This window comes from Knoellia sp. S7-12, assembly GCF_040518285.1.
In the GTDB taxonomy this organism is placed as follows: domain Bacteria; phylum Actinomycetota; class Actinomycetes; order Actinomycetales; family Dermatophilaceae; genus Knoellia.
The window spans coordinates 2,426,165-2,450,993 of record NZ_CP155449.1; the positions used below are offsets into that span (position 1 = coordinate 2,426,165).

The 24,829-nt window shown below is 67.8% G+C and carries 22 protein-coding genes; 10 read left to right on the forward strand and 12 right to left on the reverse strand.

The genetic code is table 11. The features are described 5' to 3' along the window. The first annotated feature begins 65 nt into the window (after positions 1-65). From V6K52_RS11680 to V6K52_RS11690, 3 genes are read left to right on the forward strand one after another with little or no spacing between them, the layout of a single operon-like run. Complete coding sequence (locus V6K52_RS11680; protein ID WP_353950284.1) at positions 66-1,091, forward strand: sugar ABC transporter permease; 1,026 nt, start codon at positions 66-68, stop codon at positions 1,089-1,091. Beyond that, entirely contained in the window at positions 1,091-2,041 is a 951-nt protein-coding gene (locus V6K52_RS11685; protein WP_353950285.1) for a carbohydrate ABC transporter permease, read from the forward strand. Before V6K52_RS11680 ends, V6K52_RS11685 begins: the two co-directional genes overlap by 1 nt. 1 nt (position 2,042) lies before the next feature. Beyond that, positions 2,043-3,086 carry a LacI family DNA-binding transcriptional regulator gene (locus V6K52_RS11690; RefSeq protein WP_353950286.1) on the forward strand — a complete coding sequence of 348 codons (1,044 nt, stop codon included), beginning with the start codon at positions 2,043-2,045 and terminating at the stop codon, positions 3,084-3,086. 63 nt (positions 3,087-3,149) lie between these two features. Here V6K52_RS11690 and V6K52_RS11695 read toward each other — a convergent pair whose 3' ends face one another. Next, positions 3,150-4,646, reverse strand: a complete 1,497-nt coding sequence (locus V6K52_RS11695; protein WP_353950287.1) for an APC family permease — start codon at positions 4,644-4,646, stop codon at positions 3,150-3,152. Between the two features lie 157 nt (positions 4,647-4,803). After that, positions 4,804-6,951 (reverse strand): DNA topoisomerase IV subunit B, encoded by a 2,148-nt coding sequence (locus V6K52_RS11700; RefSeq protein WP_353950288.1) that lies wholly within the window; start codon positions 6,949-6,951, stop codon positions 4,804-4,806. 287 nt (positions 6,952-7,238) lie between these two features. Between V6K52_RS11700 and V6K52_RS11705 the strand changes: the two genes are divergently transcribed. Next, complete coding sequence (locus V6K52_RS11705) at positions 7,239-7,457, forward strand: hypothetical protein (RefSeq protein ID WP_353950289.1); 219 nt, start codon at positions 7,239-7,241, stop codon at positions 7,455-7,457. A 10-nt stretch (positions 7,458-7,467) separates the two neighbouring features. Beyond that, the gene (locus V6K52_RS11710) at positions 7,468-7,962 is read left to right on the forward strand and encodes a DUF456 domain-containing protein (RefSeq protein WP_353950290.1); all 495 of its coding nucleotides are present in this window, start codon (positions 7,468-7,470) and stop codon (positions 7,960-7,962) included. Between the two features lie 98 nt (positions 7,963-8,060). On the opposite strand, the gene V6K52_RS11715 is transcribed toward V6K52_RS11710, so the two are convergent. The 7 genes from V6K52_RS11715 to V6K52_RS11745 form a co-directional block, all read right to left on the reverse strand. Further along, positions 8,061-8,453, reverse strand: coding sequence for a DUF3040 domain-containing protein (locus tag V6K52_RS11715; RefSeq protein WP_353950291.1), 393 nt, complete (start codon positions 8,451-8,453; stop codon positions 8,061-8,063). Between the two features lie 109 nt (positions 8,454-8,562). After that, positions 8,563-9,816 carry a DNA polymerase IV gene (gene dinB, locus V6K52_RS11720; RefSeq protein ID WP_353950292.1) on the reverse strand — a complete coding sequence of 418 codons (1,254 nt, stop codon included), beginning with the start codon at positions 9,814-9,816 and terminating at the stop codon, positions 8,563-8,565. Positions 9,817-9,823: 7 nt separating this feature from the next. Next, a complete protein-coding gene (locus tag V6K52_RS11725; RefSeq protein WP_353950293.1) occupies positions 9,824-10,600 on the reverse strand; it encodes a methyltransferase domain-containing protein in 777 nt (258 codons plus the stop codon). A 90-nt stretch (positions 10,601-10,690) separates the two neighbouring features. Beyond that, positions 10,691-11,179: a hypothetical protein gene (locus V6K52_RS11730; protein ID WP_353950294.1), complete on the reverse strand. Its 489-nt coding sequence runs from the start codon at positions 11,177-11,179 to the stop codon at positions 10,691-10,693. Positions 11,180-11,306: 127 nt separating this feature from the next. Continuing rightward, positions 11,307-15,116, reverse strand: coding sequence for a DNA polymerase III subunit alpha (gene dnaE, locus V6K52_RS11735; RefSeq protein WP_353950295.1), 3,810 nt, complete (start codon positions 15,114-15,116; stop codon positions 11,307-11,309). Next, positions 15,113-15,514 carry an SAV_6107 family HEPN domain-containing protein gene (locus V6K52_RS11740; RefSeq protein ID WP_353950296.1) on the reverse strand — a complete coding sequence of 134 codons (402 nt, stop codon included), beginning with the start codon at positions 15,512-15,514 and terminating at the stop codon, positions 15,113-15,115. Before V6K52_RS11740 ends, dnaE begins: the two co-directional genes overlap by 4 nt. 5 nt (positions 15,515-15,519) lie before the next feature. Then, positions 15,520-15,837 (reverse strand): DUF6504 family protein, encoded by a 318-nt coding sequence (locus tag V6K52_RS11745; protein ID WP_353950297.1) that lies wholly within the window; start codon positions 15,835-15,837, stop codon positions 15,520-15,522. Between the two features lie 155 nt (positions 15,838-15,992). On the opposite strand from V6K52_RS11745, the gene V6K52_RS11750 reads away from it, so the two are divergent. Beyond that, the gene (locus tag V6K52_RS11750) at positions 15,993-16,514 is read left to right on the forward strand and encodes a YbaK/EbsC family protein (RefSeq protein ID WP_353950298.1); all 522 of its coding nucleotides are present in this window, start codon (positions 15,993-15,995) and stop codon (positions 16,512-16,514) included. A gap of 247 nt (positions 16,515-16,761) precedes the next feature. On the opposite strand, the gene metF is transcribed toward V6K52_RS11750, so the two are convergent. Then, positions 16,762-17,649 carry a methylenetetrahydrofolate reductase [NAD(P)H] gene (gene metF / locus V6K52_RS11755; RefSeq protein WP_353950299.1) on the reverse strand — a complete coding sequence of 296 codons (888 nt, stop codon included), beginning with the start codon at positions 17,647-17,649 and terminating at the stop codon, positions 16,762-16,764. A 55-nt stretch (positions 17,650-17,704) separates the two neighbouring features. Between metF and V6K52_RS11760 the strand changes: the two genes are divergently transcribed. Next, the gene (locus V6K52_RS11760; RefSeq protein ID WP_353950300.1) at positions 17,705-18,805 is read left to right on the forward strand and encodes a polyprenyl synthetase family protein; all 1,101 of its coding nucleotides are present in this window, start codon (positions 17,705-17,707) and stop codon (positions 18,803-18,805) included. A gap of 256 nt (positions 18,806-19,061) precedes the next feature. On the opposite strand, the gene V6K52_RS11765 is transcribed toward V6K52_RS11760, so the two are convergent. Further along, entirely contained in the window at positions 19,062-19,433 is a 372-nt protein-coding gene (locus tag V6K52_RS11765; protein WP_353950301.1) for an Rv2175c family DNA-binding protein, read from the reverse strand. Between the two features lie 140 nt (positions 19,434-19,573). Between V6K52_RS11765 and V6K52_RS11770 the strand changes: the two genes are divergently transcribed. From V6K52_RS11770 to V6K52_RS11780, 3 genes are all read left to right on the forward strand, one after another. Beyond that, positions 19,574-20,710, forward strand: coding sequence for a LysM peptidoglycan-binding domain-containing protein (locus V6K52_RS11770; protein WP_353950302.1), 1,137 nt, complete (start codon positions 19,574-19,576; stop codon positions 20,708-20,710). Positions 20,711-20,772: 62 nt separating this feature from the next. After that, a complete protein-coding gene (gene pknB / locus V6K52_RS11775; protein ID WP_353950303.1) occupies positions 20,773-22,719 on the forward strand; it encodes a Stk1 family PASTA domain-containing Ser/Thr kinase in 1,947 nt (648 codons plus the stop codon). 1 nt (position 22,720) lies between these two features. Further along, positions 22,721-23,656 carry a DMT family transporter gene (locus V6K52_RS11780; protein WP_353950304.1) on the forward strand — a complete coding sequence of 312 codons (936 nt, stop codon included), beginning with the start codon at positions 22,721-22,723 and terminating at the stop codon, positions 23,654-23,656. 81 nt (positions 23,657-23,737) lie between these two features. On the opposite strand, the gene V6K52_RS11785 is transcribed toward V6K52_RS11780, so the two are convergent. Continuing rightward, positions 23,738-24,829 (reverse strand): GntG family PLP-dependent aldolase, encoded by a 1,092-nt coding sequence (locus tag V6K52_RS11785; RefSeq protein ID WP_353950305.1) that lies wholly within the window; start codon positions 24,827-24,829, stop codon positions 23,738-23,740.

Genomic DNA, 24,829 nt, shown 5'->3' on the forward strand with positions numbered 1-24,829 from the left:
AGTGGGTGAGGCGGGGCACGCTGCCTCGCCTCACCCGCTGGCGCCCCCGTTCTTCAGGAGGTGACATGCTCGTAACCTCGTTCACGGCCATATCGACTGACAGCAACAGCGGAAAACTCTTGACGCTCCTGCTGGGTATCGTCGTTTTCAGCGCTGTTTTCCTCGGCATCCTGCTCCTTGCTTCGCTCTTCAACGGTCGTCTCGGAGAGAAGATCCAGGCCGCTGCCTTTGTCGGCCCAACCCTGATCTTCATTTCCATCGCGTTGATCTACCCGTTCATCCTCACGATCCGTCGAGCCTTCTACGACGGCAAGTTCTTCGACCTGAACTTCGGCACGGCAAGGACCCGTGGCGAGTTCGTCGGGCTGGACAACTTCGGGAGGTTGTGGACCACCCCGGGACTTCCCGACGTGTTCCGCAACACCCTCTTCTGGGTCGTCCTCGTTCCCCTTCTCGCGACAGGCCTGGGCCTGGCCTACGCCCTCATGATCGATCGCGCGAAGGGCGAGGCCGTGGCCAAGGCGCTGATCTTCCTCCCGATGGCCATTTCCTTGGTCGGCGCGACGCTGATCTGGAAGTTCGTCTACTACTTCATCGGTGACCCGTCGGCCGACCAGGTGGGCCTGCTCAACTCGATCATCACCAAGCTCGGCATGGACCCCGTCGACTTCCTGGGCAACGCGCCGGGCAACACGTTCGCCCTGATCGCCATCATGATCTGGGTCCAGGTCGGCTTCGCCATGACCATTCTCTCGGCGGCCATCAAGGCGATCCCCGACGAGATCCTCGAGGCCGCCAACATGGACGGTGTCTCGGGGATGAAGATGTTCCGGTTCATCACGCTGCCAAGCATCCGCACGTCGGTCATCGTCGTGCTCACGACGATCGGCATCGCCACTCTCAAGGCGTTCGACATCGTTCAGGCGTCGAGCGGCGGCAAGCTGGGCGACTCGGTCCTGGCCAACGAGTTCTACAACCGCTCCTTCGTCACGCAGGAGCCAGGGCTCGGAGCGGCGATCGCGATCGTGATCTTCCTGCTCGTCTCACCGATCATCGTGTTCAACGTGATCCAGCTCCGGAAGGACGCCTGATGAGCACCATGACTCCAGCACCCGTCCCGGCCTCGGTCGCCGACACCGCGGTCGCCGACGCCGGCCACAAGTCCAAGAAGCGCAAGTCCGCGGCGGGCAATGCCGCCCGGGCCGTGTCCTCGCGCTGGGCCTCGGTCTTCGCCGTCGTCATGGCGGCCCTGTGGACGATTCCGACATTCGGGTTGTTCGTCACGAGCTTCCGCAAGCAGGGAGACATCCAGGAGACAGGGTGGTGGCACGCCCTCACCGGCGGCGGCTTCACCCTCGACAACTACAAGGGCGTCCTCAACGGCGCCGAAGGTCAGCTTCCCCTGACCGACTTCTTCGTCAACTCCCTCGTCATCGTCATCCCGTCGGTCCTGCTGCCCCTCTTGCTCGCGTCGCTCGCCGCTTACGCCTTCGCGTGGATCGACTTCCCCTTCAAGAACGCCCTGTTCGTCGCTGTGTTCGCCCTGCAGATCGTGCCGTTGCAGGTCGCTCTGCTGCCCCTTGTCACGATGTACCAGGACATCGGCCTCGGCGGGTCGTACTGGTCAGTGTGGCTGTCGCACACTGCCTTCTCGTTGCCCCTCGCTGTCTTCCTCCTGCACAACTTCATGAAGGAGATCCCGGCATCGCTGCTCGAGGCAGCCCGGGTCGACGGCGCGGGGCACGTGCGCATCTTCTTCCAGGTGCTCCTGCCCCTGATCGCTCCGGCGCTGGCCTCGTTCGGCATCTTCCAGTTCCTCTGGGTGTGGAACGACCTGCTCGTGGCGCTGGCGATGTTCGGTGGCAAGCCCGACCTGGCACCGTTGACGATGTTCCTCAACACCATCAGCGGCACATTGGGCAACAGGTGGTATCTCCTGTCTGCGGCTGCCTTCGTGTCCATCGCCCTGCCGGTGGCGGTGTTCCTCGCGTTGCAGCGTTACTTCGTCCGAGGCCTCCTCGCCGGAGGTACGAAGGGCTGACATGCCTGCTCCAGACCGCCGACGGCGGATGAGCACGATCACGGATGTTGCGCGGGAGGCCGGGGTCTCTGTGGCCACGGTCTCTCGCGCACTTCGCGGACTCGACCGGGTGAGCCCGCGCACCCGCGAACGGGTCCTCAAGGTCGCCACCGAGCTCGACTACGTGGCCAGCCCCACGGCGACGTCGCTGGCGTCCGGACGCACGCAGGTCGTCGGGGTCGTGGCGCCGTTCCTCACCCGGTGGTTCTTCGCGACACTGGTGAGTTCCATCGAGAAGACCCTGCGTCAGCACGGCCACCACGTGCTGCTGTTCGACCTCGAGGATGACACCTACGACCAGCGCCTTCCCCTGTCGCAGAACATGCTGTGGAAGCGCGTCGACGGCGTCATCACCCTCAACCTGCCGCTGACCGAGCAGGAGCTCGAGCTCGTTGACCGCCTCGGCCTGCCGCTCGTCGCCATCGGCACCCCGGTAGCGAACCGGCCCAACGTGCGGATCGACGAGGATCTTGCGATGCGGACGGCCACCGAGCACCTGGTCTCGCTGGGGCACGAACGCATCGCCTACGTCGGCACGGTGCCATCCAACGCGGCCCACATCCAGACTCCTCAGGCTCGCCTCGATGCGTTCCGCGACGTCATGCGCGCGCACCGGCTTCCTGAGCGCCAGCACTGGATCCTCGAGTCGGACTGGACCGCCGACAGCGCGGCGGCGGACACACGCACCCTCCTCGCCTCCTCCGACCGACCGACCGCGCTGGCCGCCGCCTCCGACGAGATGGCGATCGGCGCGATGGCATCGGCGAGAGCCGAGGGCCTGCGCATCCCGGAGGACCTCTCGATCATCGGCGTCGACGATCACGTCCTCAGCAATGTCCTCGGCCTCACCACGGTTCGCCAGGACGTCGCGGCACAAGGGCGTGAGGCTGCCGAGATCCTGCTGCGAGCCTTGGGCGTGGACGGCCCCGGCGGTCGCTGCAGTGAGGTCGTCGTACCCACAGAACTCATCGTGCGACACAGCACCGCACCCCCTCTCAGTGCCTGAGTCAAGAGAAATCCCCGCCGGCCGTGAAGGCAAGCGGGGATTTCTCTGTCTGGCGACTGGGACTCAGTGGTGCTCGTGGTCGGGGTCGCCGAGCTCCTCCGGGTCACGCATGTAGGTCTTCTTGGCGAAGAAGAACCGGTTGGCGAGCCAGGTGATGGCCCACAGGACGACGCCGACGGCGAGCAGTCCGCCCGCGATCTTGTATTGCTCCTGCTGGGCCTCGCTGCGCGCCCACGGCCCGGCGAGGAACGCACACAGCGCCGCACCCAAATAGGGCAGAACCGACGGCGCCGTGAAGTGCTTGTGCTCCACCGGATCGCGCCGCAACACGAGCACGGCGATATTGACGACCGTGAAGACGCACAGCAGCAGCAGAGCTGTCGTGCCGCCGAGGAGGGTGACGGTGCTGGCACCCGACTCGCTTCCGTTGGCACGCACCACATAGATGATCAGACCGAAGGCGATCGCCGTGGTGAAGAGGATGGCTGCCCAAGGGGTGCGGCGGGTCGCGTGGACCTTGCCGAGGAAGGGTGGCAGGACCTCCTGCTTGGACATGCCGTAGAGGAGCCGACTCGCCATGAGCATGTTGATGAGCGCCGAGTTGGCCACCGCGAACATGCCGATGAAGGGGAACACCTTGTCGAACGGGAAGTTCGGAGCGCCCGCGGCAACGACCTGGACCAGCGCCGATCCCTCATCCGGATTTGCCAGAGTCCCGACGGGCACAAGAGCCACGGCGGTGATGGACACGAGGACATAGATGACGCCGGTGATGCCGAGACCCGCGAGCATCATCTTCGGGAAGTTCTTGGCGGGATCGTGGGTCTCCTCGGCCATGTTGACCGAGTCCTCGAAGCCGACCATCGCGAAGAACGCCAGCGATGTCGCGGCGGTGATCGCAAAGAACGTGCTCTTGTCGCTCGGACTGTCGAACACCACGGTCCGGGAGAAGTCGGCCTGGCCCTGCGTCACGGCATACAGGCCGATGAAGATGACCAGGAGCAGACCGGACAGCTCCACCATGGTGAGCACGACGTTGGCCTTGACGCTCTCGCCCACACCGCGGAAGTTGATCGCCGCCACGAGAGCCATGAAGCCGAGCGCGATGATCAGCAGTGGCGTCGAGCCGGCCGGCCACTGCTCCTTCATGCCGAGCCCGTCACGCAGGAAGCCGGCGAAGGCGTTGGAGGCCGTCGAGGCGGATGTGATGCCCGAGCACATGACTGCGAAACAGATGATGAAGGTGATGAAGTGGATCCCGAAGGCCTTGTGCGTATAGAGCGCCGCACCGGCTGCCTGGGGGTACTTCGTCACGAGCTCGAGGTAGGAGAACGCCGTGATCGTCGCGACGATGAAGGCCGCGAGGAAGGGTGCCCATGCCGCGCCCCCGACCTCGCCCGCGACCGAACCGGTGAGCGCATAGACACCGGTGCCGAGGATGTCTCCGACGATGAACAACAACAAGAGTTTGGGGCCCATGACCCGCTTGAGCTCTGGCTGCCCGCCCTGTGGTGCATCGATGACACCTGTGCCACCGCGATCGTCGACGTGACCACTCATCTGCAAGCCCTCCTGGTCCGGGCGCCGGAGTCCCGGCACCTGTATCGGCCCACTGTGGCCCAGATCACGCCTCAGGGCAACGCAAACGCGCCGGTATGCCGTGACTTCGCTGAATGCCTCTGTCGCACGGGTGCGTGCCAAGAGGCGCTCCTGCGACTCAGGCGTCGATCCGCTCCTTGTCGAGCCGGGCCGAGCCCTTGACGATGAAGTCGCGGCGAGGTGCGACTTCGTTGCCCATGAGCAGCTCGAAGATGTTCTCGGACTGCTCGGCGTCGGCCATGGTGACCTTGCGCAGCATGCGGTGGTGGGGGTCCATCGTCGTCTCCGCGAGTTGGTCGGCGTCCATCTCGCCGAGCCCCTTGTAGCGCTGCATGGGCTGCTTGATGTTGCGACCCTTCTTGGTGAGCGAGGCGACGGTCTTGCGCATCTCCCCCTCGGAGTACGTATAGATGAGCTCGCCCTTGCGGGCCCCCGCACCCGCGACCTCGATGCGGTGCAGCGGCGGCACTGCGGCATACACCCGCCCGGCCTCGACGAGAGGCCGCATGTAGCGGAAGAAAAGGGTGAGCAGCAGCGTGCGGATGTGGGCGCCGTCGACATCGGCGTCGGTCATGATGATGACTTTGCCGTAGCGGGCGGCGTCGACGTCGAACGAACGACCAGAACCGGCGCCCAGGACCTGGATGATCGCGGCACACTCGGCGTTGCCGAGCATGTCGGTCAGTGAGGCCTTCTGGACGTTGAGGATCTTGCCGCGGATCGGTAGCAGCGCCTGGATGTCGGAGTTGCGGGCGAGCTTGGCGGTGCCGAGGGCGCTGTCACCCTCGACGATGAACAGCTCCGTCTTCTCGACGTCGTTGCTGCGGCAGTCCGCGAGCTTGGCTGGCAGCGAGGAGGTCTCGAGGGCGTTCTTCTTGCGCTGGGTCTCCTTGTGCAGGCGCGCACTGATGCGCGACTTCATCTCGGCGGTGACCTTCTCGAGCAGCATGGCTGCCTGCTGCTTCTCGCCCCGCTTGGTCGACGTGAGGTTGGCCGTGAGCTCCTTCTCGATGACTCGCCCGACGATGGCCCGCACGGCGTTGGTGCCGAGGACCTCCTTGGTCTGCCCCTCGAACTGGGGCTCGGCAAGGCGCACGGTCACGACCGCCGTGAGGCCCGCGAGGATGTCGTCCTTGTCGACCTTGTCGCCGCCGACCTTGAGGCGGCGGGCGTTGACCTCGAGCTGTTTGCGGAAGACCTTGAGCAGCGCCTGCTCGAAGCCAGCCATGTGCGTGCCGCCCTTGGGCGTCGCGATGATGTTGACGAACGAGCTCACCTTGGCGTCGTAGCCGGTGCCCCAGCGGACCGCGACATCGACCTCGCACTCCCGCTCGACGTCCTGCGGGGACATGTGTCCCTTGGAATCGAGAACGGGCACGGTCTCGGTGAAGTTGCCGGTCCCCCGGAGGCGCCAGACGTCAGTGACCGCAGGGTCAGGAGCGAGGAACTCGGCGAACTCGCTGATCCCGCCGTCGTGGAAGAAGACCTCCTCGTGCGGGCCGCTCTCCCCCGCCGTCCCCGGCAGTGCGCGCTCGTCGCGGATCATGAGGGTGAGTCCGGGGACGAGGAACGAGGTCTGGCGCGCGCGGGCGACGAGACCCTCGTAGTCGAACTCGGCGTCCTTGATGAAGATCTGCGGGTCTGACCAGTAGCGAATGCGGGTGCCCGTGACGCCACGCTTCGCCTTGCCGATGATGGCGAGCTCGCTGGTGCGCTCGTAGGGCGTGAACTCGTGGTCCGGGCTCTTGTCCGCGCTGACGACGTCGGGGAAGTAGCCCGGCTCACCGCGCCGGAAGCTCATCGCATAGGTGTTGCCGCCGCGGTCGACCTCGACGTCGAGACGGGCCGACAGTGCGTTGACGACGGAGGCACCGACGCCGTGAAGTCCACCGGACGCGGTGTAGGACCCGCCGCCGAACTTGCCACCGGCGTGCAGTTTGGTGAAGACGACCTCGACGCCGGTGAGACCGGTGCGGGGCTCGATGTCGACCGGGATGCCGCGCGCGGTGTCACGGACCTCGACGGAGCCGTCCTTGTGGAGGATGACCTCGATGCGGTCGCCGTGGCCGCCGAGTGCCTCGTCGACGGCGTTGTCGATGATCTCCCAGAGGCAGTGCATGAGACCGCGGCTGTCGGTCGACCCGATGTACATCCCCGGCCGCTTGCGCACGGCCTCGAGGCCCTCGAGCACCTGGAGGTGGTGCGCGCTGTAGTCGGACGAGGACTTGGTCGTCGCGGCCTTCTTGGCCGTGGACGTGGGGCTCATGCGTTCCTTCGGGTTTTCGTGCGTGGGGCCGGGTCGGGAGGCGTATGCCGCCTGGGTGGTGTCATCGCGTCGTGCGTGATGCGTCCCGCTCAGGCTAACTCCGGGGTCTGACGACCCCGCCGAGGCGCGCTGTCAGGTACGTGAGGAATGATCGTGTCGTCGGCATCGGATCGGTCACAACGCGAGGACCTCCCCCGCAGGAACACCTCGGCATGTTTGACTGTTACAACGCTCGACGCCCACGTAATCGCGTGGGCCCACTGACGAGATCAGCCGAGGAGGCCGATGTGACAACCGCACTGGCACCCACCATGACCGCTGCGGACCGCTGTGACCGCTGCGGTGCCCAGGCCTACGTTCGGGCGACGCTCCACGCCGGTGGGGAGCTGCTCTTCTGCGCTCACCACGGCCGGGAGCACCTGCCGAAGCTCCGCGACCACGCGGCCATCACCGACGAGACCAACCGTTTGACGGAGCCGCCCGCCGTCGCGGACATCGACGTCTGACGCTCCCTACGTGAACCTCCTGCCGGAGGGCACCAGCGTCTGGGTGCCGGCGATCCTCATCTTTGTGGGGATCGTCGGCATCGTCGTTCCTGTCGTCCCCGGCCTGCTGCTCGCCGTCCTCGGCGTGCTGCTGTGGGCCTATGAGACCGGCGGCGCCACCGCGTGGACGTTCTTCGCGGTGTGTCTCGCGATCTATGTCGCCGGCGTCGCCATCCAGTTCCTGGTTCCCGGCAAACGCCTGCGCCAGCAGGGTGTGAAGACGTCCACGTTGCTCTTGGCCGTCGTGCTCGGCATCATCGGGATGTTCGTCATCCCGATCGTCGGCTTCATCATCGGCTTCGTGCTGGGGATCTTCCTCGTCGAGCAGGGCCGCAGCCGTGATCGCGCTCAGGCGTGGGCTCGGACCAAGAGCGCACTGGTCGCCGTGGCGATGAGCATGGGCATCGAGTTGTGCGCCGGAGTCCTCATCGCGATCACCTGGGTCATCGGCGTTCTCGCCACCTGACCCCATTCACGACTTATTGCGCAATCCGTCGGATCTGCGCTCTTATTGCGCAATCTGTCGGCCGTCGGATCTACGCGATAAGTCGTGGTGGCTCGGTGTCAGCCGTCCTGGCCGCGGCGGTCCCACCGGTGGTCGAGCTTGTCCATGAAACCTGAGCCGCTCTTCTGACGGCGACCCGAGCTGGCTGGACCCTTCGTGCCGTCCTCACGCACGACCGCGAGCTTGCCGCCGCGACGGGGAGGGGTGAGGGCGAAGGCGACGGCCGCGACCATCACTGCGAAGCCGCCCACACCGACCCACAGGGTCGTCTGGATACCGACAAGCACGAGGCCCAGGCCGACGAGCACACCGACGACGCCAATGATCCACCGCAGGCGGGTGGGGCCTCCACGCGGTGTCCCCTCCATATTCGAGGCGAACTTGGGGTCGTCAGCGACCAGGGCCTGCTCCAACTGCTCGAGCATTCGCTGCTCGTGCTCTGAAAGCGGCACGGCGTCCTCCTGGTGTGCGGCGTGATGCGGCGTGTGATTGATCTTCCACCACAGACAACGCATGAGGCCGCTGTTTCGTTGCTTTCACCAGCATCGGTGCTGGTCCCCTTCAGGATAGGTCCCGATCGGCGCTGGGGGAAGGTGGGGCCCGGTCAATCAGGCTCGCGGGCCGAACTGAGCCCGCACCGAAGCGTGCACTGGCCCTGTCGACGGCTCGATCTGCGTCACGCCAGCCGTGGTCGGCCTCGCCGAGGATCCCTTGGATCGGAGCGTCTTCGACCGCCACGAGCTTCTCGAGGCGGACCCCGACGAGCCGGATCCGGGCCCGCTGCAACCCGAGGGCGTCGAAGAGCGATGTCGCTGTCTCATAGATCTCGCGGCTGCCGTCGGTCGGCTCCCGCAGCGTGCGTGCCCGCGTGATCGTCGTGAAGTCCGAGAACCGCACCTTGATCGACACCGTGCGTCCGGTGAGCCGCGCGGCCCGGAGCCGGGCTGCGGCGCGGTCACTGAGCTTGAGCAGGTGCCGGTGGATCTCCTGCGGGTCGTCGATGTCGTACTCGAACGTCTCATCGGCGCCAATGCTCTTCTCGCGGTGCTCACGATGCACCGGACGTGGGTCACGGCCCCAGGCGAGCTCGTGCAGATGCGTCCCGGTCGCCTCCCCGAGCCCACGGATCAACGTCGGCAACGGCGTGTGCGCGATGTCGGCGACGGTGCGCAACCCAAGTCGGGTGAGCTGCTCCTCGGTCTTCTCGCCCACGCCCCAGAGTGCCCCGACGGGCAGCTGCTGCACGAAGGGGATGATCTCGTCTCGCGGGACCACGACCATGCCGTCGGGCTTGGCGAGCCCGGAGGCGATCTTGGCGACGAACTTCGTCGATGAGACCCCGACCGAGCAGGTGATGCCCTGCTCGTCGTGGACGGTGTCACGGATCTGGGCACCGATGGTCGCCGGCGACCCCAACCGGCGAACCGCCCCGGAGACGTCGAGGAAGGCTTCGTCGAGCGACAACGGCTCGATATCAGGAGTCACGGCCCGGAAGGTCTCCATCACCGCAGCTGAGATCGCGGCATACAGGCGGTGGTCGGGAGGCAGCACGGTCGCCTGCGGGCAGAGCCGTCGCGCGCGTGTCATCGGCATCGCGGAGGCGACCCCGAACCGGCGGGCCTCGTAGGTCGCGGACAGGACCACTCCCCTGTTGCCGCCGCCGATGATCACCGGTGTGCCGACGAGTTCAGGGTGCGAGAGCAAGGTTGCCATTGCATAGAACGCGTCCATGTCGACGTGCAGGATCGTGCACCCGGTGTCGTCGGGCGGATCGCTCGAGGATCGTGCGGGGAGGCTGAACTGGCGACGGCTCATGCCGCTCTCAGGGTCGGGTGGCGATGACGTGCAGCGAGGTGCCGAGGTCGGCGAGGACCGCAAACTCCGGGTGGGTCGTCACGGCCCGCTCGAGCTCGAGGAGCGCGGCACGGTCTGCGTCGGAGTCGACGAGGGCTGAGGGGACGAGGTCGCTGAAGATGCGTATGCCGTGTGCCCTCGTGATCGTGAGCCCGCTGGCCTCGACGAGGCTGATGACACCCGCACGGTCGAAGCGGCGCGGGACAGGGTCGGCGTCGCCCCACCGCCCGTCGGGTCGGTCGAGGGCAGCACGCGCCTGGACGAACTGTCCGGCGAGGGCTCGAGCGATGACGGCGGCCGATCGCTGAGGGACGACCAGGCTGAGGATGCCGCCCAGCGCGAGGACGCCAGCGATGTGGGCGAGGGTCGCCTGCGGATCGTCGACGTACTCGAGGGTGCCGTGGCACAGGACCAGGTCGGGTCGCTCGCGGCCGATGAGGGACGACAGGGTCTCGGCATCACCCTGGACGGCACTGACCCGCGACGACGCCTGGGCCTCGGCCGCCCGACGACGCAATGAGGCCAGGGCGTCCGGACTCGGGTCGACGACCGTGACGTCGTGACCGGCGACGGCGAGCGGGACGGCGAGCCCGCCGGTGCCGCCACCGAGGTCGATGACCTTGAGCGGGCGCTCGAGCGCTCCGCTGCGGACACGGACGACCTCGTCGACGGCTGCCCACATCGCAGCGGTCCGTGGTGAGGTGGAGACCCCGGTGCGGCGTCCGATCGTCGCGTCCTCGGTCACGGGTCCACCTCTCGTCATGTGCCCACGGGCAGTGCAGCCAGCAGAGTGCGCCGCGCCACGCCAGCCTAGTTGCCCACCCCGACAGAAGCGTCAGGCGACCGACTTCTTGACGAGCGTCGCGATGAGCTTCTCCTGCGAGGGGGTGAGTTTCGTGATCGCGAACGCCGTGGGCCACATCGTGCCGTCGTCGAGGTTGGCCGAGTCGTTGAAGCCCAGGGTCGCGTAGCGGGCCTCGAACTTGGCTGCGGCCTGGAAGAAGCAGACGACCTTGCCTTCGGCATTGGCGTATGCCGGCATGCCGTACCAGGTCTTCGGCATCAGCTCGGGTGCGTTCTCGGTGACGATCGAGTGGATCCGCTCAGCGAGGATGCGATCGGCGTCGGGCATCTCGGCGACCTTGGCGAGGAGGTCGGCCTCGCCCTTGGCGCGGTCCTTGGCCCCCTTGGCCTCGGCGCGGAGCTCCTTGGCGCGCTCCTTCATCGCGGCGCGCTCGTCCGCGGTGAACCCGTCATTCGTGGTGCTCGTGTTGGAGGCGGTCTTCTTGGTCGTGGTCTTCTTGGCAACTGTCTTGGTGGTCATGGCTTCACCGTAGGTTCGCGCCTCACACCGCGCTTCTCGATTCCTGACCGCTTGAACCGAAGCCCCCTTACGGTGCAGTAGGTCCGATCTCGGCTCGGGTTCAGGCTCAGAAGCCTGGGTTCGGGGGTTAGTGGCCCGAGCTGCCGGGGCTGGAGTGCCACAGCTTGCGTGATGGCGTGCCGTGCTCGGGGACGGCAAGCGGTGCCACGAGACGCCCGTCGGTGGTCGGAGTGCCAGCGGGCTTGATGTCGGCATAGGGCGACTGCTTGAACCCGGACGCGTGCACGAGCACACGACGCCTCCCGTGCGTGTCGGCCTCCTTCTCCCCCGCCTGCGCCCGGGCGATGGCCTCGGTGTCAGCGGTCTCGAGGGCGCGCACGACAGCGGCGTGACCACCGTCGCGCCATGCCTCCCACAGGCCGGCGAGCTCCCAGGCCCCCGTCGCCCGGATCGAGATCCCGCGAGGCCCCGTGCGACGGACGACACCACGCACCAACAGGAGCCACGAGTGGAAGATCGTTGCGGCATACGGGCCCTGGACGTCCTCGAAAAAGGTCGCGTCGACGGGACCGGTCGCGTCGTCGAGGGTGAGGAAGACGACTCGGCGACCCGAGCGGATCGGCGGGGTCTGGGTCGCGACCTTGACCCCGGCGACCCACACCTCGCTGCGGCTGCGTGAGCGGAGCAGGTCGCGGCTGCGGACGACCCCGAGCGCGTTGAGCATCGGCCCATAGAACTCGACGACATGCGCCGACGCGTCGAGCCCGAGGACGTCGAGCTCGGCGCGGACCCGCTCGGTGCCGGTCATCTCAGGAAGGCCTGTGCCGGGAGTGAGCTCGGGTCGGTCGCCGAGGTCGAGGGTGAGCTGCACCGACTGGTCTGCGGCGGCAACGACCGGGCGGGCTGCCTGCGACTGGGCGGCGGCGCGCTCGCGCACGAGGTCGCTGCCCAGGGCCGGTGGTGGGACCCGACGGCGCGACGAGCGCCTGGTGCTCGCCCGCTCCCACCGGTCGAGCTCACCGACGTGGAGCAACAGGTCACGGCGGGTGATCAGTCCACGCCGTCCCAGCCCCGAACCCGAGACCCCGATGCCGTGCATCATGTCGAACGCGCCAGCGAGGACGAGTCGTTCAACGACCGGACGACTCACCACAGCACGCGACCAGAAGTCGCCAAGATCCGAGAAGGGCTGTCCTGCAACGATGCTCGCGACCTCAGCGCCACTGATGCCCTTGACGTCGGTGAGTGACAGCCGGATGCCGTAGTCGCTCGCGTCGGGCAGGTCGGGATGCACGGGGACGAAGGTGGATTCACCGCCAGTGTCACCACCCCGGTCGTCGAGCCGCTCGATGCGATAGGTGTCGCCCGAGGTGTTGACGTCGAGACCGAGGACGACGATGCCGAGCGACCGGGCGTCGTCGAGGATGAGTCGCTTGGGATACATCCCCGGGTCGTGGGTGAGAACGCCGGCGAGGAAGGCCGCCGGGTGGTGGGTCTTGAGCCAGGCCGAGTGATAGGTCGGCAGCGCGAAGGCCGCCGCGTGCGCCTTGCAGAACCCGAACGACGCAAACGACTTGAGCACCGACCAGATGAGGTCGACGTCGGCCGGTGAATAGCCTCGCGCGCGTGCCGCAGGACGCCACCACTCCTCGATCTCGAGCTGCCCCTGGGGCGATCCCATCGTGCGTCGCACCTCGTCGGCCTGGGCGAGCGTCACCCCCGTCGTCTCGGCGACGATCCGCAGGACCTGCTCGTGGAACACGACGACGCCCTCGGTCTCGGCGAGGGCCGGCACGAGTGTCGGATGGAGCAGCTGCGGCTTGGACCATCCATGACGGCTCTCGAGGAACGGTCGGATCATGTCGGACTTCACCGGCCCGGGCCGGAAGAGCGAGATGTCGATGATGAGGTCGCCGAACCGCTCGGGTCCGAACTTCCCGATGAGTTCACGCTGCCCCGGGCTCTCGATCTGGAAGCAGCCGAGAGTGTGGGTCGAGCGGATGAGCCGATAGGTCGCCGGGTCCTCGAGCGGCACCTGCGTCTCGTCGTCGAGGTCGACCTCGACCCCGTCGACCCGACGCACTTCAGCAACCGCGTGGGCCATCGCCGACTGCATGCGGATGCCGAGGACGTCGAGCTTGAGCAGGCCGAGGGTCTCGACGTCGTCCTTGTCGAAGTGGCTCATGGGGAAGCCGAGCCAGCTCGCCTCGACGGGCGTGCGGTCGAGGAGACCGGCGTTGGACAGGACGACGCCGCAGGGATGCAGGGCGATGTGTCGAGGCAGCCCGTCGAGCCGTTCGACGAGCTCGAAGAAGGTGTCAAGGCGGGGCGCATCCAGTCCGCGAGAACGCAGTTCGGGCAGGTCGGCGATCGCGCTGCGTGCGTCCTTGGCCCGGATGTGTGGGAACGCCTTGGCGATCTCGTCGATCTCGATGGGCGGCATCCCAAGCGCGGCGCCGACGTCGCGGACGGCGTGGCGCACCTTGTAGGTGTCCATCATCGACACGCACGTCACCCGGTCGCCGCCAAAACGGTCGAGGATCGCCTCATAGATCTCGGTCCGTCGCGCAGACTCCACGTCGATGTCGATGTCGGGCAACTCGGCGCGCAGCGGTGAGCAGAACCGCTCCATGAGCAGGTCGTGACGGATCGGGTCGACCCCACTGATGCCGAGCAGATAGTTGACGAGCGACCCAGCTCCTGAGCCGCGGGCCGCGACACGCACCCCCTTGGCCTTGATGAGGTCGGTCACCTCCGCGACGGTGAGGAAGTAGGTCGGGTAGCCGAGGTCCGAGATGACACGCAGCTCGTCGTCAAGACGGGACAGCACGGTATGCCGTGCCGCGTCACCGATCTCGGGGAACCTCCCGCCGACCGCGGCTCGACAACGCTGCGTGAGGACCTGTTGCGGGTCCACCCCGGCCTCGATGTTCAGGATGCCCGGCTCGGGCAGGTGGACAGCGCCGATGCCGAGGTCGGCCCGGGCGTCCTGAACGCACTCGTCGGCCAGCGTCAGCGTGGCGCCGATGAGTTGGGCAGCGCGACCGTTGTCGCCAGCGACCCCGAGGGCGCGAAGCCACATCTCCTCACTGCTCGCGAGGTGCCCGGCATCGGTGACCCGGTCGAGGTGGCGGGAGTCAAGGACGACGAGTCGACGAGCCGCGTCGAGGATGTCGACGGTGCGGACCCCGTCGCGGTCGGCGTGCCGGACGGCTGCGCTGAGGACGGCGGGGACGCGGGCCTCGTCAGCGAGGCCGAGCAGGTGACGGGCATGAACACGAGAACCGGGAGTGCCCTCCGGCCCGCCGTTGCCGACGACCTCGATGGCGAGCGCCTCGGGAGGCAGGAGGGCCCGCCACCTCTCGAGCCGGGCTCGGGCCTCGACGGGGCGGCGGGCGAGGAGCGCTCGACCCACGTCGGAGTCCGGACCAAGGAGCACGCGCAGTCGGCTCGGCTCAGGATGTCCGGCCCACTCCTCGCGCCGCTCTCCCCCGCGACACCAGCGAGCAAGAAGGTCGGGCAATGTCACCGGTGTGCCGCGCTCACCGCGCAGGTGGGTGTCGGTGACGAGCCGGCACAGGGCCGCCCATCCCAGTCCTCGCCCGGTGCCCGCGACACGGCCACGCGCGAGGACGGTGACCCGAGGGAGCCGTGGGTCGACGACCGCGCCACCGCGCACCGGAGTACGGACCCTGGGCGCTGGGCGTCCCGGCACCGGCGCCTCACCGACGGCGAGGTCGACACCGAGGATCGGGGCGATCCCGGCCCGACCACAGGCCATCGCGAACCGCACCGCGCCATAGAGACCGTCGCGGTCGGTGAGCGCGAGGGCGGGCTGCCCGTCTGCGGCGGCCCGCTCGACGAGGTCCTCCGGGGTCGAGGCACCGAACCGCATCGAGAAGCCGGACGCGACGTGGAGGTGGACGAAGTCGTTCATGCGGTCTCTCGGGCTGCGGCGAGACGACGGGCCGCTCGTTCGCCACGCGGCATACCGAGGGAGACGGTGACGGCCTCGACGAAGGTCTCGGCGGCACGCAGCAGGTCATCGGCCTCACGCACCGACACCCGGACCGTGCGCGACTCGATCTCCTGGCGGCGCACGGCCGCGAGCGCAAAGAAGTCGGCCCATTCCCCCAGTTCCGGGGAATGGTTGGCAAGGAGCGGCCAGAGGTCCTGTGGACCTCGCAAACCCTGCCTGGCGACGAGGGCTGCGGCAGCGCGCATCGCGGCATCCTGGGAGGTGACGTATCGAGCGGCAGCCAGCTCTGCGGCATACGCCTCGGCAAGGCACTGGCGGGACTGTTCGAGGAGGGTGAGAGCGGGACCGGCACCCATGGCAATCAGTCCTGCGCCCGGAGCAGGACCCAGGGGTCGCTGCAGCCGTCGGCGGAGTCGGAGGCAAGGTCATAGACGCCGGTGCCCGCAGCGCTCCCGGCCTCGACCCGCCAGACGTGCCGCTCGGGACGCTCCCCGAGATCACCGAGGTCGCGCCACCACGACCGGCGCTCACTCCAGTCGTCGAGAACCTCACGAACGACGAGGATGCGGCCGCGCCACACGAACGCACGCGGACGAGATCGAGTGGCGAGTGAGCCATCGACGGCAGGCACGACCGTCTCGACTCGAACCTCGACGCGTTCTTCGTATCGGCGCACCACGACATGGCCTCCTCAGGGCAGGATGGGATCAGGGTCGGGGACGCTCAGGCCGTCAACAGGCCGAGCCACGCCCTTCCAAAGTATCGAACATCTGTTCGAACACCTCCACTGTACAACCGCCGGACACCATGTCGTCAAGCCCTTACGCTGACAGCATGAGCCAGCCCGGGGACACCGTCTCGGAACGAGACCTGAGCGACCACCCCTCCGTCGCCGCCGTGCTGAGCACCCTTGCGGCACACCATGTCCAGCCCATCGTGCGATACCTCCCCGACGCCGTCCGCACGGCCCGGGCTGCTGCCGATGCGCTCGGGATCACCCCCTCCGAGATCGCCAACTCGCTCGTCTTCGCAGGGCGCCGCCACGATGGTTCGATCGAGCCGCTGCTCGTCCTCGCATCCGGCAGCCACCGTGTCGACCAGGACCGCATCGCCGGCCTGCTCGACCTCGCCACCGTGGAGAAGGCCACGCCCGAACAGGTGCGCGAGTGGACCGGCTTCGCCATCGGAGGCGTTGCCCCGGTCGGCCACCCCACCCCCCTGCTCACCGTCGTCGACGTGACCCTCAGCGGGTTCGACGAGGTGTGGGCCGCAGCCGGGCACAGCCACTCGGTCTTCAGGACGACCTACGACGAGCTGCTGCGCATCACCGGCGGCAAGGCCATCCAGGTCGACTGACACGATCACCCGACGCTACCCACGCGCCGCCACCACCGTGACGACCGCACACGGACACAGGAAAGCCGCGTCCCCGGGATGACGAGCGCCCCTCCACACTCACCGACCCGGGAACGCGGCCGCATGGCTACTCTCGCCGCAACCGGGTGAGGCTCGGATCAGTACAGATACTCAGATCTGCACGCCCGCCGTACTCAGATGCGGTGTGGCTCGACGTTGGGGCGCGATCCGCACCTCGCAGAACGGCTCAGCGAGAGCGCGCGGCCAGGCCGAGGTTCTCGTAGACCTCGAGCGTCGCGGTGGAACGGTTCATCGTGATGAAGTGCAGCCCTGGCGCACCCTCGGCAAGCATGCGCTGGGCGAGCTCGGTCGCGATCTCGACACCGACCGAACGCACCGCAGCCGGATCCTCGCTCACGGCCTGGAGGCGGTCGACGACGGCCGACGGCAGCGGGGTCCCCATGAGTTGCGTCATCCGGGTGATCTGCTTGAGGTTGGTCACGGGCATGAGCCCCGGCGTGATCGGCAGGTCGCGATGCTGGGCGACCCTGTCACGAAGGCGCAGGTAGCTGTCGGCGTCAAAGACCATCTGGGTCACGGCAAAGCTCGCGCCGGCGTCGGCCTTCTTGAGCATGACGTCGACGTCGTGGTCGAGATCCGGGGACGCCGGGTGGACGTCGGGGAACGCCGCGACCCCGATGGTGAAGTCACCCAGGGTGCGGATGAGCGACACGAGGTCGGTCGCGTGGTTGAGCCCCTCGGGGTGGGCCACCCACTCGCCACCGGGGTCACCCGGCGGGTCACCGCGCAACGCGAGGATGTTGCGCACCCCTGCGGCGGCGTACTGGCCGATGACCCGGCGGATGTCCTCGACGGAGGCGCCAACGCAGGTGAGGTGGGCCAACGGAGTGAGGGTCGTCTCGCGGGCGATGCGTTCCGTGACCCGCACCGTGCGGTCCTGGGTCGAGCCGCCCGCGCCATAGGTCACCGACACGAAATCGGGGCGTACCCGCTCGAGCCGACGGATGGCATCCCACAGCGCCGCCTCGGACGCATCGTCCTTGGGCGGGAAGAACTCGAAGCTCACCGAGGGTCGCTCGGCAGCGAGGAGTCCGGGGATGGAACGGGGTGCCATGCGGGTGAGATTAGCCCAGTAGGCAGGCCGTAGGCTCAGCCCCACAACCCGTGAGATGCAAGGAGCGTTCGTGACCAGCCCGTTGGACGAGGCCGATCTCCGCATCCGCGTGCAGGCCTGCATCGACGAGGAGTTGCGGCGCCAGGCCGTCGTCCTCGACGAGCTCGGGCCCGATGTCACCGACCTCCTCGACCGCGTGGGTTCCCTGTTGGCCGGAGGCAAGCGGCTGCGTGCCGCGTTCCTCTACTGGGGTCACCGGGCCGCCGGTCGCGCCGACTCCGACGCGCTCGTGCGGCTCGCGACGGCGATGGAGTTCTTCCAGGCCGCTGCGCTCATCCATGACGACGTCATGGACGACTCGGACACACGACGGGGTATGCCGGCCGCTCACCGCGCGCTCGCAGCCGTCCACAACGAGCGTGGCTGGGGTGGCGACGACGCGCGTTTCGGTGTCGCGGGCGCCATCCTCGCTGGCAACCTCTGCCTCACCTGGACCGACGAACTCGTCGCCACGAGCGGCCTGGCAGCCGAGGACCTCGCCCGAGGCCGTGTCGTCTTCGACCGGATGCGCACCCAGCTCATGGCCGGTCAGTTCCTCGACGTCGTTGACTCGGTCCGCCCGTGGGACGACCTGCCGGCGAGCGAGCGCATCGAGCGCGCCCAGCGGGTCATCCGCTACAAGAGCGCCAAATACACCGTCGAGCACCCCCTCCTCATCGGCGCCACCGCTGGCGGCCTGGGCGAGGCCGACCTGGCCCACCTGTCGTCCTACGGCCTGGACCTCGGGCACGCCTTCCAGCTGCGTGATGACCTGCTCGGTGTCTTCGGTGACCCCGAGGCCACCGGCAAGCCGGCCGGCGACGACCTGCGTGAGGGCAAGCGCACCGTCCTCATCGCCCACACCCTCAGCGGCACCGACGACGCCGGCCGCGAGGCAGTGCGCACCCAGCTCGGCAAGCCCGACCTGGACGCCACCGCCATCAACAACCTCCGAGCGATCATCATTGCCTCCGGAGCAGTAGCCACCGTCGAGGCCGAGATCACCCACCTCGCCACCCGAGCCCGCACCTCCCTGGCGGACGCCACCGGAGTAGCCCCCGATGCCGCAGCCATCCTCGACCAGCTGGTCGAGATCAGCACCGCGCGCACCGCCTGAAGAAACCCTCTCGACTCGCTGCTGGTCACCCTCAAGGGCGCTGAGGAAGCAAGCGCCGCAGGTATGCCGGTTCGCCGCCGGCTGGGCCTGGCGACTTACGCCCGCGAGCCGCGTGAGGTGACCTCGCACGAGGAGCGGTCACACCTCGAGTGCGCCGCTGGCTGGGTCTGGCGGGAGACGCGAGTGCGCTTAGCGCGCGAGCGTCGGATGGGACTGCGGCGCACCGAGGTGTGCCCGCGACGTCACAATCGGAACCCTAGAAGGCGAGTTCCATGGCCCGCCGGCGCACCTCGGTCTTGAACCCGCCAATGAGCGAGTCGATGGGGGCGCCTTCGACGGGCAGTGAGGCGTCGGGGGTGAAGAGCCAGGTGAGGATCTCGGTGTCGTTCATGCCACCGTCGCCGAGCACGGTGAAGGTGCCCTTGAGCGCGGGCATGATGCCTTCGTCGTCGAGGAACTTCTCGGGCACGGCGACGACGCGGCGCTCGCCGATGCGGGCCGCGAGGATCTCACGGTCGGCGATGAGTTGGCGCACGGTCGACATCGGGAGTTCGAGTCGCTCGGCAAGGTCTGGAACGGTCAGCCACTGGCCGACAAGGGTTTCGAGATCTGCGTCCTGGTCTTTCACGAGGCCAGCGTGCCATACCAGCTATCCCCCCATTGACTAGTCACACCCGCTACTCTGTCAACGTTTGCCACAGGAGCCACACTGTCAACATCTGTCAATACGACGGCACCAACTCCGTCGTCTTGGAAAGGACGGCCCTCATGGTCATCGCCCTGCCCCCTGCGACGGTGCCTCCCGCCGCCGTCATGCCCGCCACGGTCTCGACCCACTCCAGCCCGGCACCACATGGCTGGACGACCTACACGGTCAAGGACGGTGACACCCTCATCGGGCTCGCGGCAACCTTCAAGACCACCCCGCGAACGTTGGCGGCCAAGAACAACATCAGCGACGCCCGTCGCCTCTGGGCCGGAGCGACCATCCAGGTGCCAGGTCGGGTGGGGTCGACGACCAAGGCCGTGCCTCGTGCCCAGGCACGTTCGGCAGCCGCTCACACCGTCACCGAGGGCGAGACCCTCTATGGCATCGCCGCCCGCTACCGCACGACGGTCCCGGCACTGGCGAAGGCCAACGGGATCTCCCCGGGGTCATTCATCTTCCCCGGCCAGCAGCTGCGCCTGTCCGGGTCAGCCACCGCGACGCCACAGGGCATCACCAGGACGGCCCCGGCGGCAAAGTCTGCTGGCACGGCATACACGGTTCGGGCAGGCGACACCCTGCTCGGCATCGCGGACAAGCACGGTCGCACCGTCTCTGCACTCGTCAAGGCCAACGGTCTGCGCGGCACCATGATCTACCCCGGCCAGCGGCTCGCCATCCCCGGCACGGCCGCACGCAAGAGCGCTCCCAATGCAGCTCTGCCCAATACGTTCTTCGGCGTGAAGTACCCCGACAAGGTGGTCGCGAACGCTGCACGCAACCGCGAACTCCTCGCCACCCGCTCGGTGCCGACCCGTGCCGAGACCAAGGCCCTCGTGGCGGCAACGGCTCGTCGCCACGGCGTCGACCCGCGTCTCGCTCTCGCGATCTCCATGCAGGAGTCGGGCTGGAACCAGAAGCAGGTCTCCGTCGCCAACGCCATCGGCATCATGCAGGTCATCCCTTCCGGCGGCGAGTGGGCGTCGTCTCTCGTCGGACGCAAACTCAACCTGCTCGATCCGCAGGACAACGCGACGGCCGGCGTCGTCATGCTCAAGGCCCTCACGAGGGCCTCGGGGTCCGAGGACACTGCCATCGCGGGCTACTACCAAGGCCTTTCCTCGGTGCAGTCGCGCGGCATGTACACCGACACCAAGCGCTACGTCGCGAACATCAAGGCGCTCAAGGGTCGTATGTGACACCGGCCGCGTCGGGTACCGGGGTCCACGGGCTGCCCTCACGCAGTCCGTACACTCATCTGGTGTCCACCGCCCCCACCGACGACCTTGTCGGCGAGATCCTCGACGGTCGCTACCGCGTCATCGAGCGTCTTGCTGACGGTGGAATGGCCACGGTCTACCTTGCCCTTGACACGAGACTAGACCGCGAGGTCGCCCTCAAGGTCATGCGACCGCACCTTGCGCAGGACGCCACGTTTCGCTCCCGCTTCCACCGGGAGGCGCGGTCTGCTGCGCGCCTGTCCCATCCCGGTGTCGTGGCCGTTTTCGATCAGGGCGAGGACGACGGTCGGATGTTCCTCGCGATGGAGTACGTCCCGGGACAGACGCTGCGGGAAGTCATCGACACCGAGGGTGCGCTGACTCCCAGGGCTGCGATCGACATCATGGTCCCGGTGCTCGACGCGCTCGCCGCTGCCCACCACGCCGGCATCATCCACCGTGACATCAAGCCCGAGAACGTCATCCTGCGCGAGGACGGCGCGGTCAAGGTGGCCGACTTCGGGCTCGCTCGTGCTGTGACCTCGCAGACCGTGACGTCATCGTCCGGACTTCTCCTCGGCACGGTCGCCTACCTCTCCCCCGAACAGGTCGAGCGCGGCATCGCCGACGCCCGCAGTGACGTCTATGCCGCGGGTCTGGTCTTCTTCGAGATGCTCACCGGCTCCAAGGCCTTCGACGGCGACACAGCGATCAACGTCGCCTACCAGCACGTCCACACAGGCGCCCCGCGTCTGCGCAGTCGCTCTCCCGAGTCCCCTGAGATCCTTGATGAGGTCGTTGCGGCCGCGACCTCGCTCGACCCCGACGGACGCCCTGCCGACGCCGCCGCGTTCGCAGCCCTCATTCGAACCGCCCGCCGCGAACTCACAGCCGACGAGCTCGACGACCGTCCGTCGGACGCCGAAGCGATTGCCTCGACCATCACCCGCACCACGGCGCTGCCGATCGAGCGCCCCAGCCGCTCGATCGAGCGCCCGACCGCATCGCACGCTGGGCCGTCGTTGCGCGATCAGGTGCGCGGGGCACCGCCGGCCACGGCAGGCGTCGCCGTGCGCAGAGTCGCTCAACGTCCGCCTCGTCGTGCTGTGTGGCCCTGGATCCTCGTCGTCGTGTCCGCCGCGATCGCGTCGGCCACAGCGTGGTTCTTCCTCGCCGGCCCGGGCGCCCCGACCATCGTCCCGGCCATTGTCGGCCAGCCGGTGGTTGCCGCAGCGTCCTCGCTGCGCACACAGCACCTCGACCCCGCGCGCCAAGATGGCTTCAGCGAAACCGTCGCCAAGGGACTCGTCATCTCGACGACACCCAAGGCCAATGCCGAGGTCCGCCGCGGCACCTCCGTCACCCTCGTCGTCTCCAAGGGGCCCGAGCGGCACGATGTGCCCACCTTGGCCGGGGTGAGTCTGGCCGAGGCCCAGAACCAGATCACGGGCGCCAACCTCGTGGTCGGCAAGATCACCGAGACCTTCCATGAAGAGGTCGATGACGGGCAGGTGATCGCCAGCAACCCCAAGGTCGGCACCCAGCTCAAACGCGGCACCTCAGTAGCCCTCACCGTCAGCAAGGGACGTCAGCCGATCACGGTCGAGAACTTCACCGGCAAGCCGTTTGCTGACGCCAAGTCCACTCTCGAAAGGGCCGGCCTCGTCGTCGAGGAGGGTGGCGCCCAGGAGAACAGCGACACCGTCCCCAAGGACTCGATCATCCGTCAGGAGCCGGCCCGAGGGAATCTGTTCAAGGGGGACAAGGTCTCGGTCGTCGTGTCCAAGGGACCAGTGCTCATCACGGTCCCCGGCGGCCTGGTCGGCAGGCAGTTCACCGAGGTCAAGGCCACCCTCGAGACTGCTGGTTTCAAGGTCACCGAGAAGCAGGCGATCCCCGGCATCAACTTCGGAACCGTGCAGGGCGTCAACCTCCCTGAGGGGTCTCAACAGCCAAAGGGCTCCGAGATCGTCGTGACGACGGTCTGAGGTGACGTCACCCTCATCACTCGCCCACGACGGGCGGGCTCGCCTCGCAGTGCTCGTGCTCCTCGGCGTCACGGCTGTGTGGGGCTCCACGTTCTTCCTCATCCGTGACCTCGTCGAGCACGTCCCCTCGGCGGACTTCCTCGCGGTGCGCTTCGGCATCGCAGCCGTCCTCATGTTTGCCCTCTTCCACCGTCAGACCCTCGCCCTGAGCCGCCGTGAGCTCACGCTCGGTGCCGGGCTCGGGGCGCTGTATGCCGTTGCTCAGCTTCTGCAGACCATCGGACTCGAGACCACGGCCGCATCCGTGTCGGGCTTCCTCACCGGGACCTACATCGTCCTCACCCCGGTGCTCGGCGCCCTCCTGCTGCGAGACCACATCCCGCGCGCGGCGTGGCTGGCGGCCTCCATTGCCACCGTCGGCATCGCCGTTCTGTCCCTTCAAGGGCTCGCGATGGGGTTCGGTGAGGCCGTCACCCTCGGCTCGGCGGTGATCTATGCGTTGCACATCCTCGCCCTCGGTCGCTGGTCCACCGCCTCGACGGCTCTGGGCCTGTCGACGATCCAGGCCTCGGTCATCGCCGTCATCTGCCTGGCTGCGGCGGTTCCCGATGGCGTGACCCTGCCGTCGACAGATGGGCAGTGGGTCTCCCTGCTCTACATGGCCGTGGTCGCCGGTGCCGGTGCCCTCATCGCGCAGACCTGGGCGCAGGCGCATCTCACGGCGACGCGCGCCGCGATCGTCATGGCCATGGAGCCCGTGTTTGCCGCTGTGTTCGCCGTGCTCTTCGGCAACGAGTCGGTCACCGCGCGGTTGCTCCTCGGTGGCGGACTCGTCCTCTGCGCGATGTATCTCGTCGAGCTCCGCGGAAGCAGTCACGCCGACGACGTGTCAGCGCTCGAAGACCCCCCGGCGGAGATCCTTCACCACGACGTCTGACACCCCCACTTATTGCCCGTTCGGCTAGTTGCGAGGACAACGAGTAACTGGCCGAACGGGCAATAAGTGGGGAAAGAGACTTCAGCCGAGCAGGTCGACGAGGACCTCGGTAGCGGCATCGGTCGCTGCGTCGTCGACGTCGAGGTGCCAGACCAGTCGCACTCCGGTCGGCCCAGCGGCATACGTGCGTATGCCGCGTGCTCCCGTTGCGTCGACGAGCTCGGTCGGCGTCCAGGACGTCTGAGACAGGTCGAGCATGACGATGTTGGTCTCGACGAGATCCGGACTCACGACCGACGGGGCGACCGCTCCGACCGCAGCGGCGAACCGGGCGGCTCGGGCATGGTCGTCGGCCAAGCGCTCGACATGGTGGTCGAGCGCGTGCAGACCTGCTGCAGCGAGGATGCCGACCTGACGCATCCCGCCACCAAATCGCTTGCGCCAGATGCGTGCTCGCGCCATGAGCTCGGTCGAACCGACGAGCACCGAACCGATCGGAGCTCCGAGTCCCTTGGACAGGCAGACGCTCACCGTGTCGAACTCGCGACCGTAGTCGGCCAGCGGGATCCCGGTCGCGACGTGCGCGTTCCAGAGGCGGGCGCCGTCGAGGTGCATCGCGACCCCGGCCTTCTGGCTCACCGACCGCACCTCACGGATCGCCTCGAGCGGCTGGATCGTGCCACCACCGAAGTTGTGGGTGTTCTCGACGACGATGAGTGCCGTGCCGACCTGATAGGGGCCGGCACCGACGCTCATCAGCCCCAGAGGTCCGGACGGGACGAGCCGCCCCCGCTCGCTCGCCCACGTGCGTGACGAGATGCCCGAGAGCACCGCTGCCGCACCGAGCTCCGCGCGCAGCACGTGGGCCAGGGTGTCCGCGATGATCTCCTGGCCGTGGTCGACGTGCAGTCGCATGCCGAGTTGGTTGGCCATCGACCCCGTCGGGGCAAAGAGGGCGGCCTCGTGACCGAGGAGTTCGGCGACGCGCGACTCCAACGCAGCAACCGTCGGGTCCTCGCCGAAGACGTCGTCCCCGACCGGAGCGTGCGCCATGGCCTCGCGCATGGCATGCGTCGGCTGGGTCAGCGTGTCCGAGAGCAGGTCCGCAACCCAGCGACGCGGCATACCAGCGGTGTTCGGCGTTTTGGGTGCCGTGTCGTTGGTGCTCGTCAC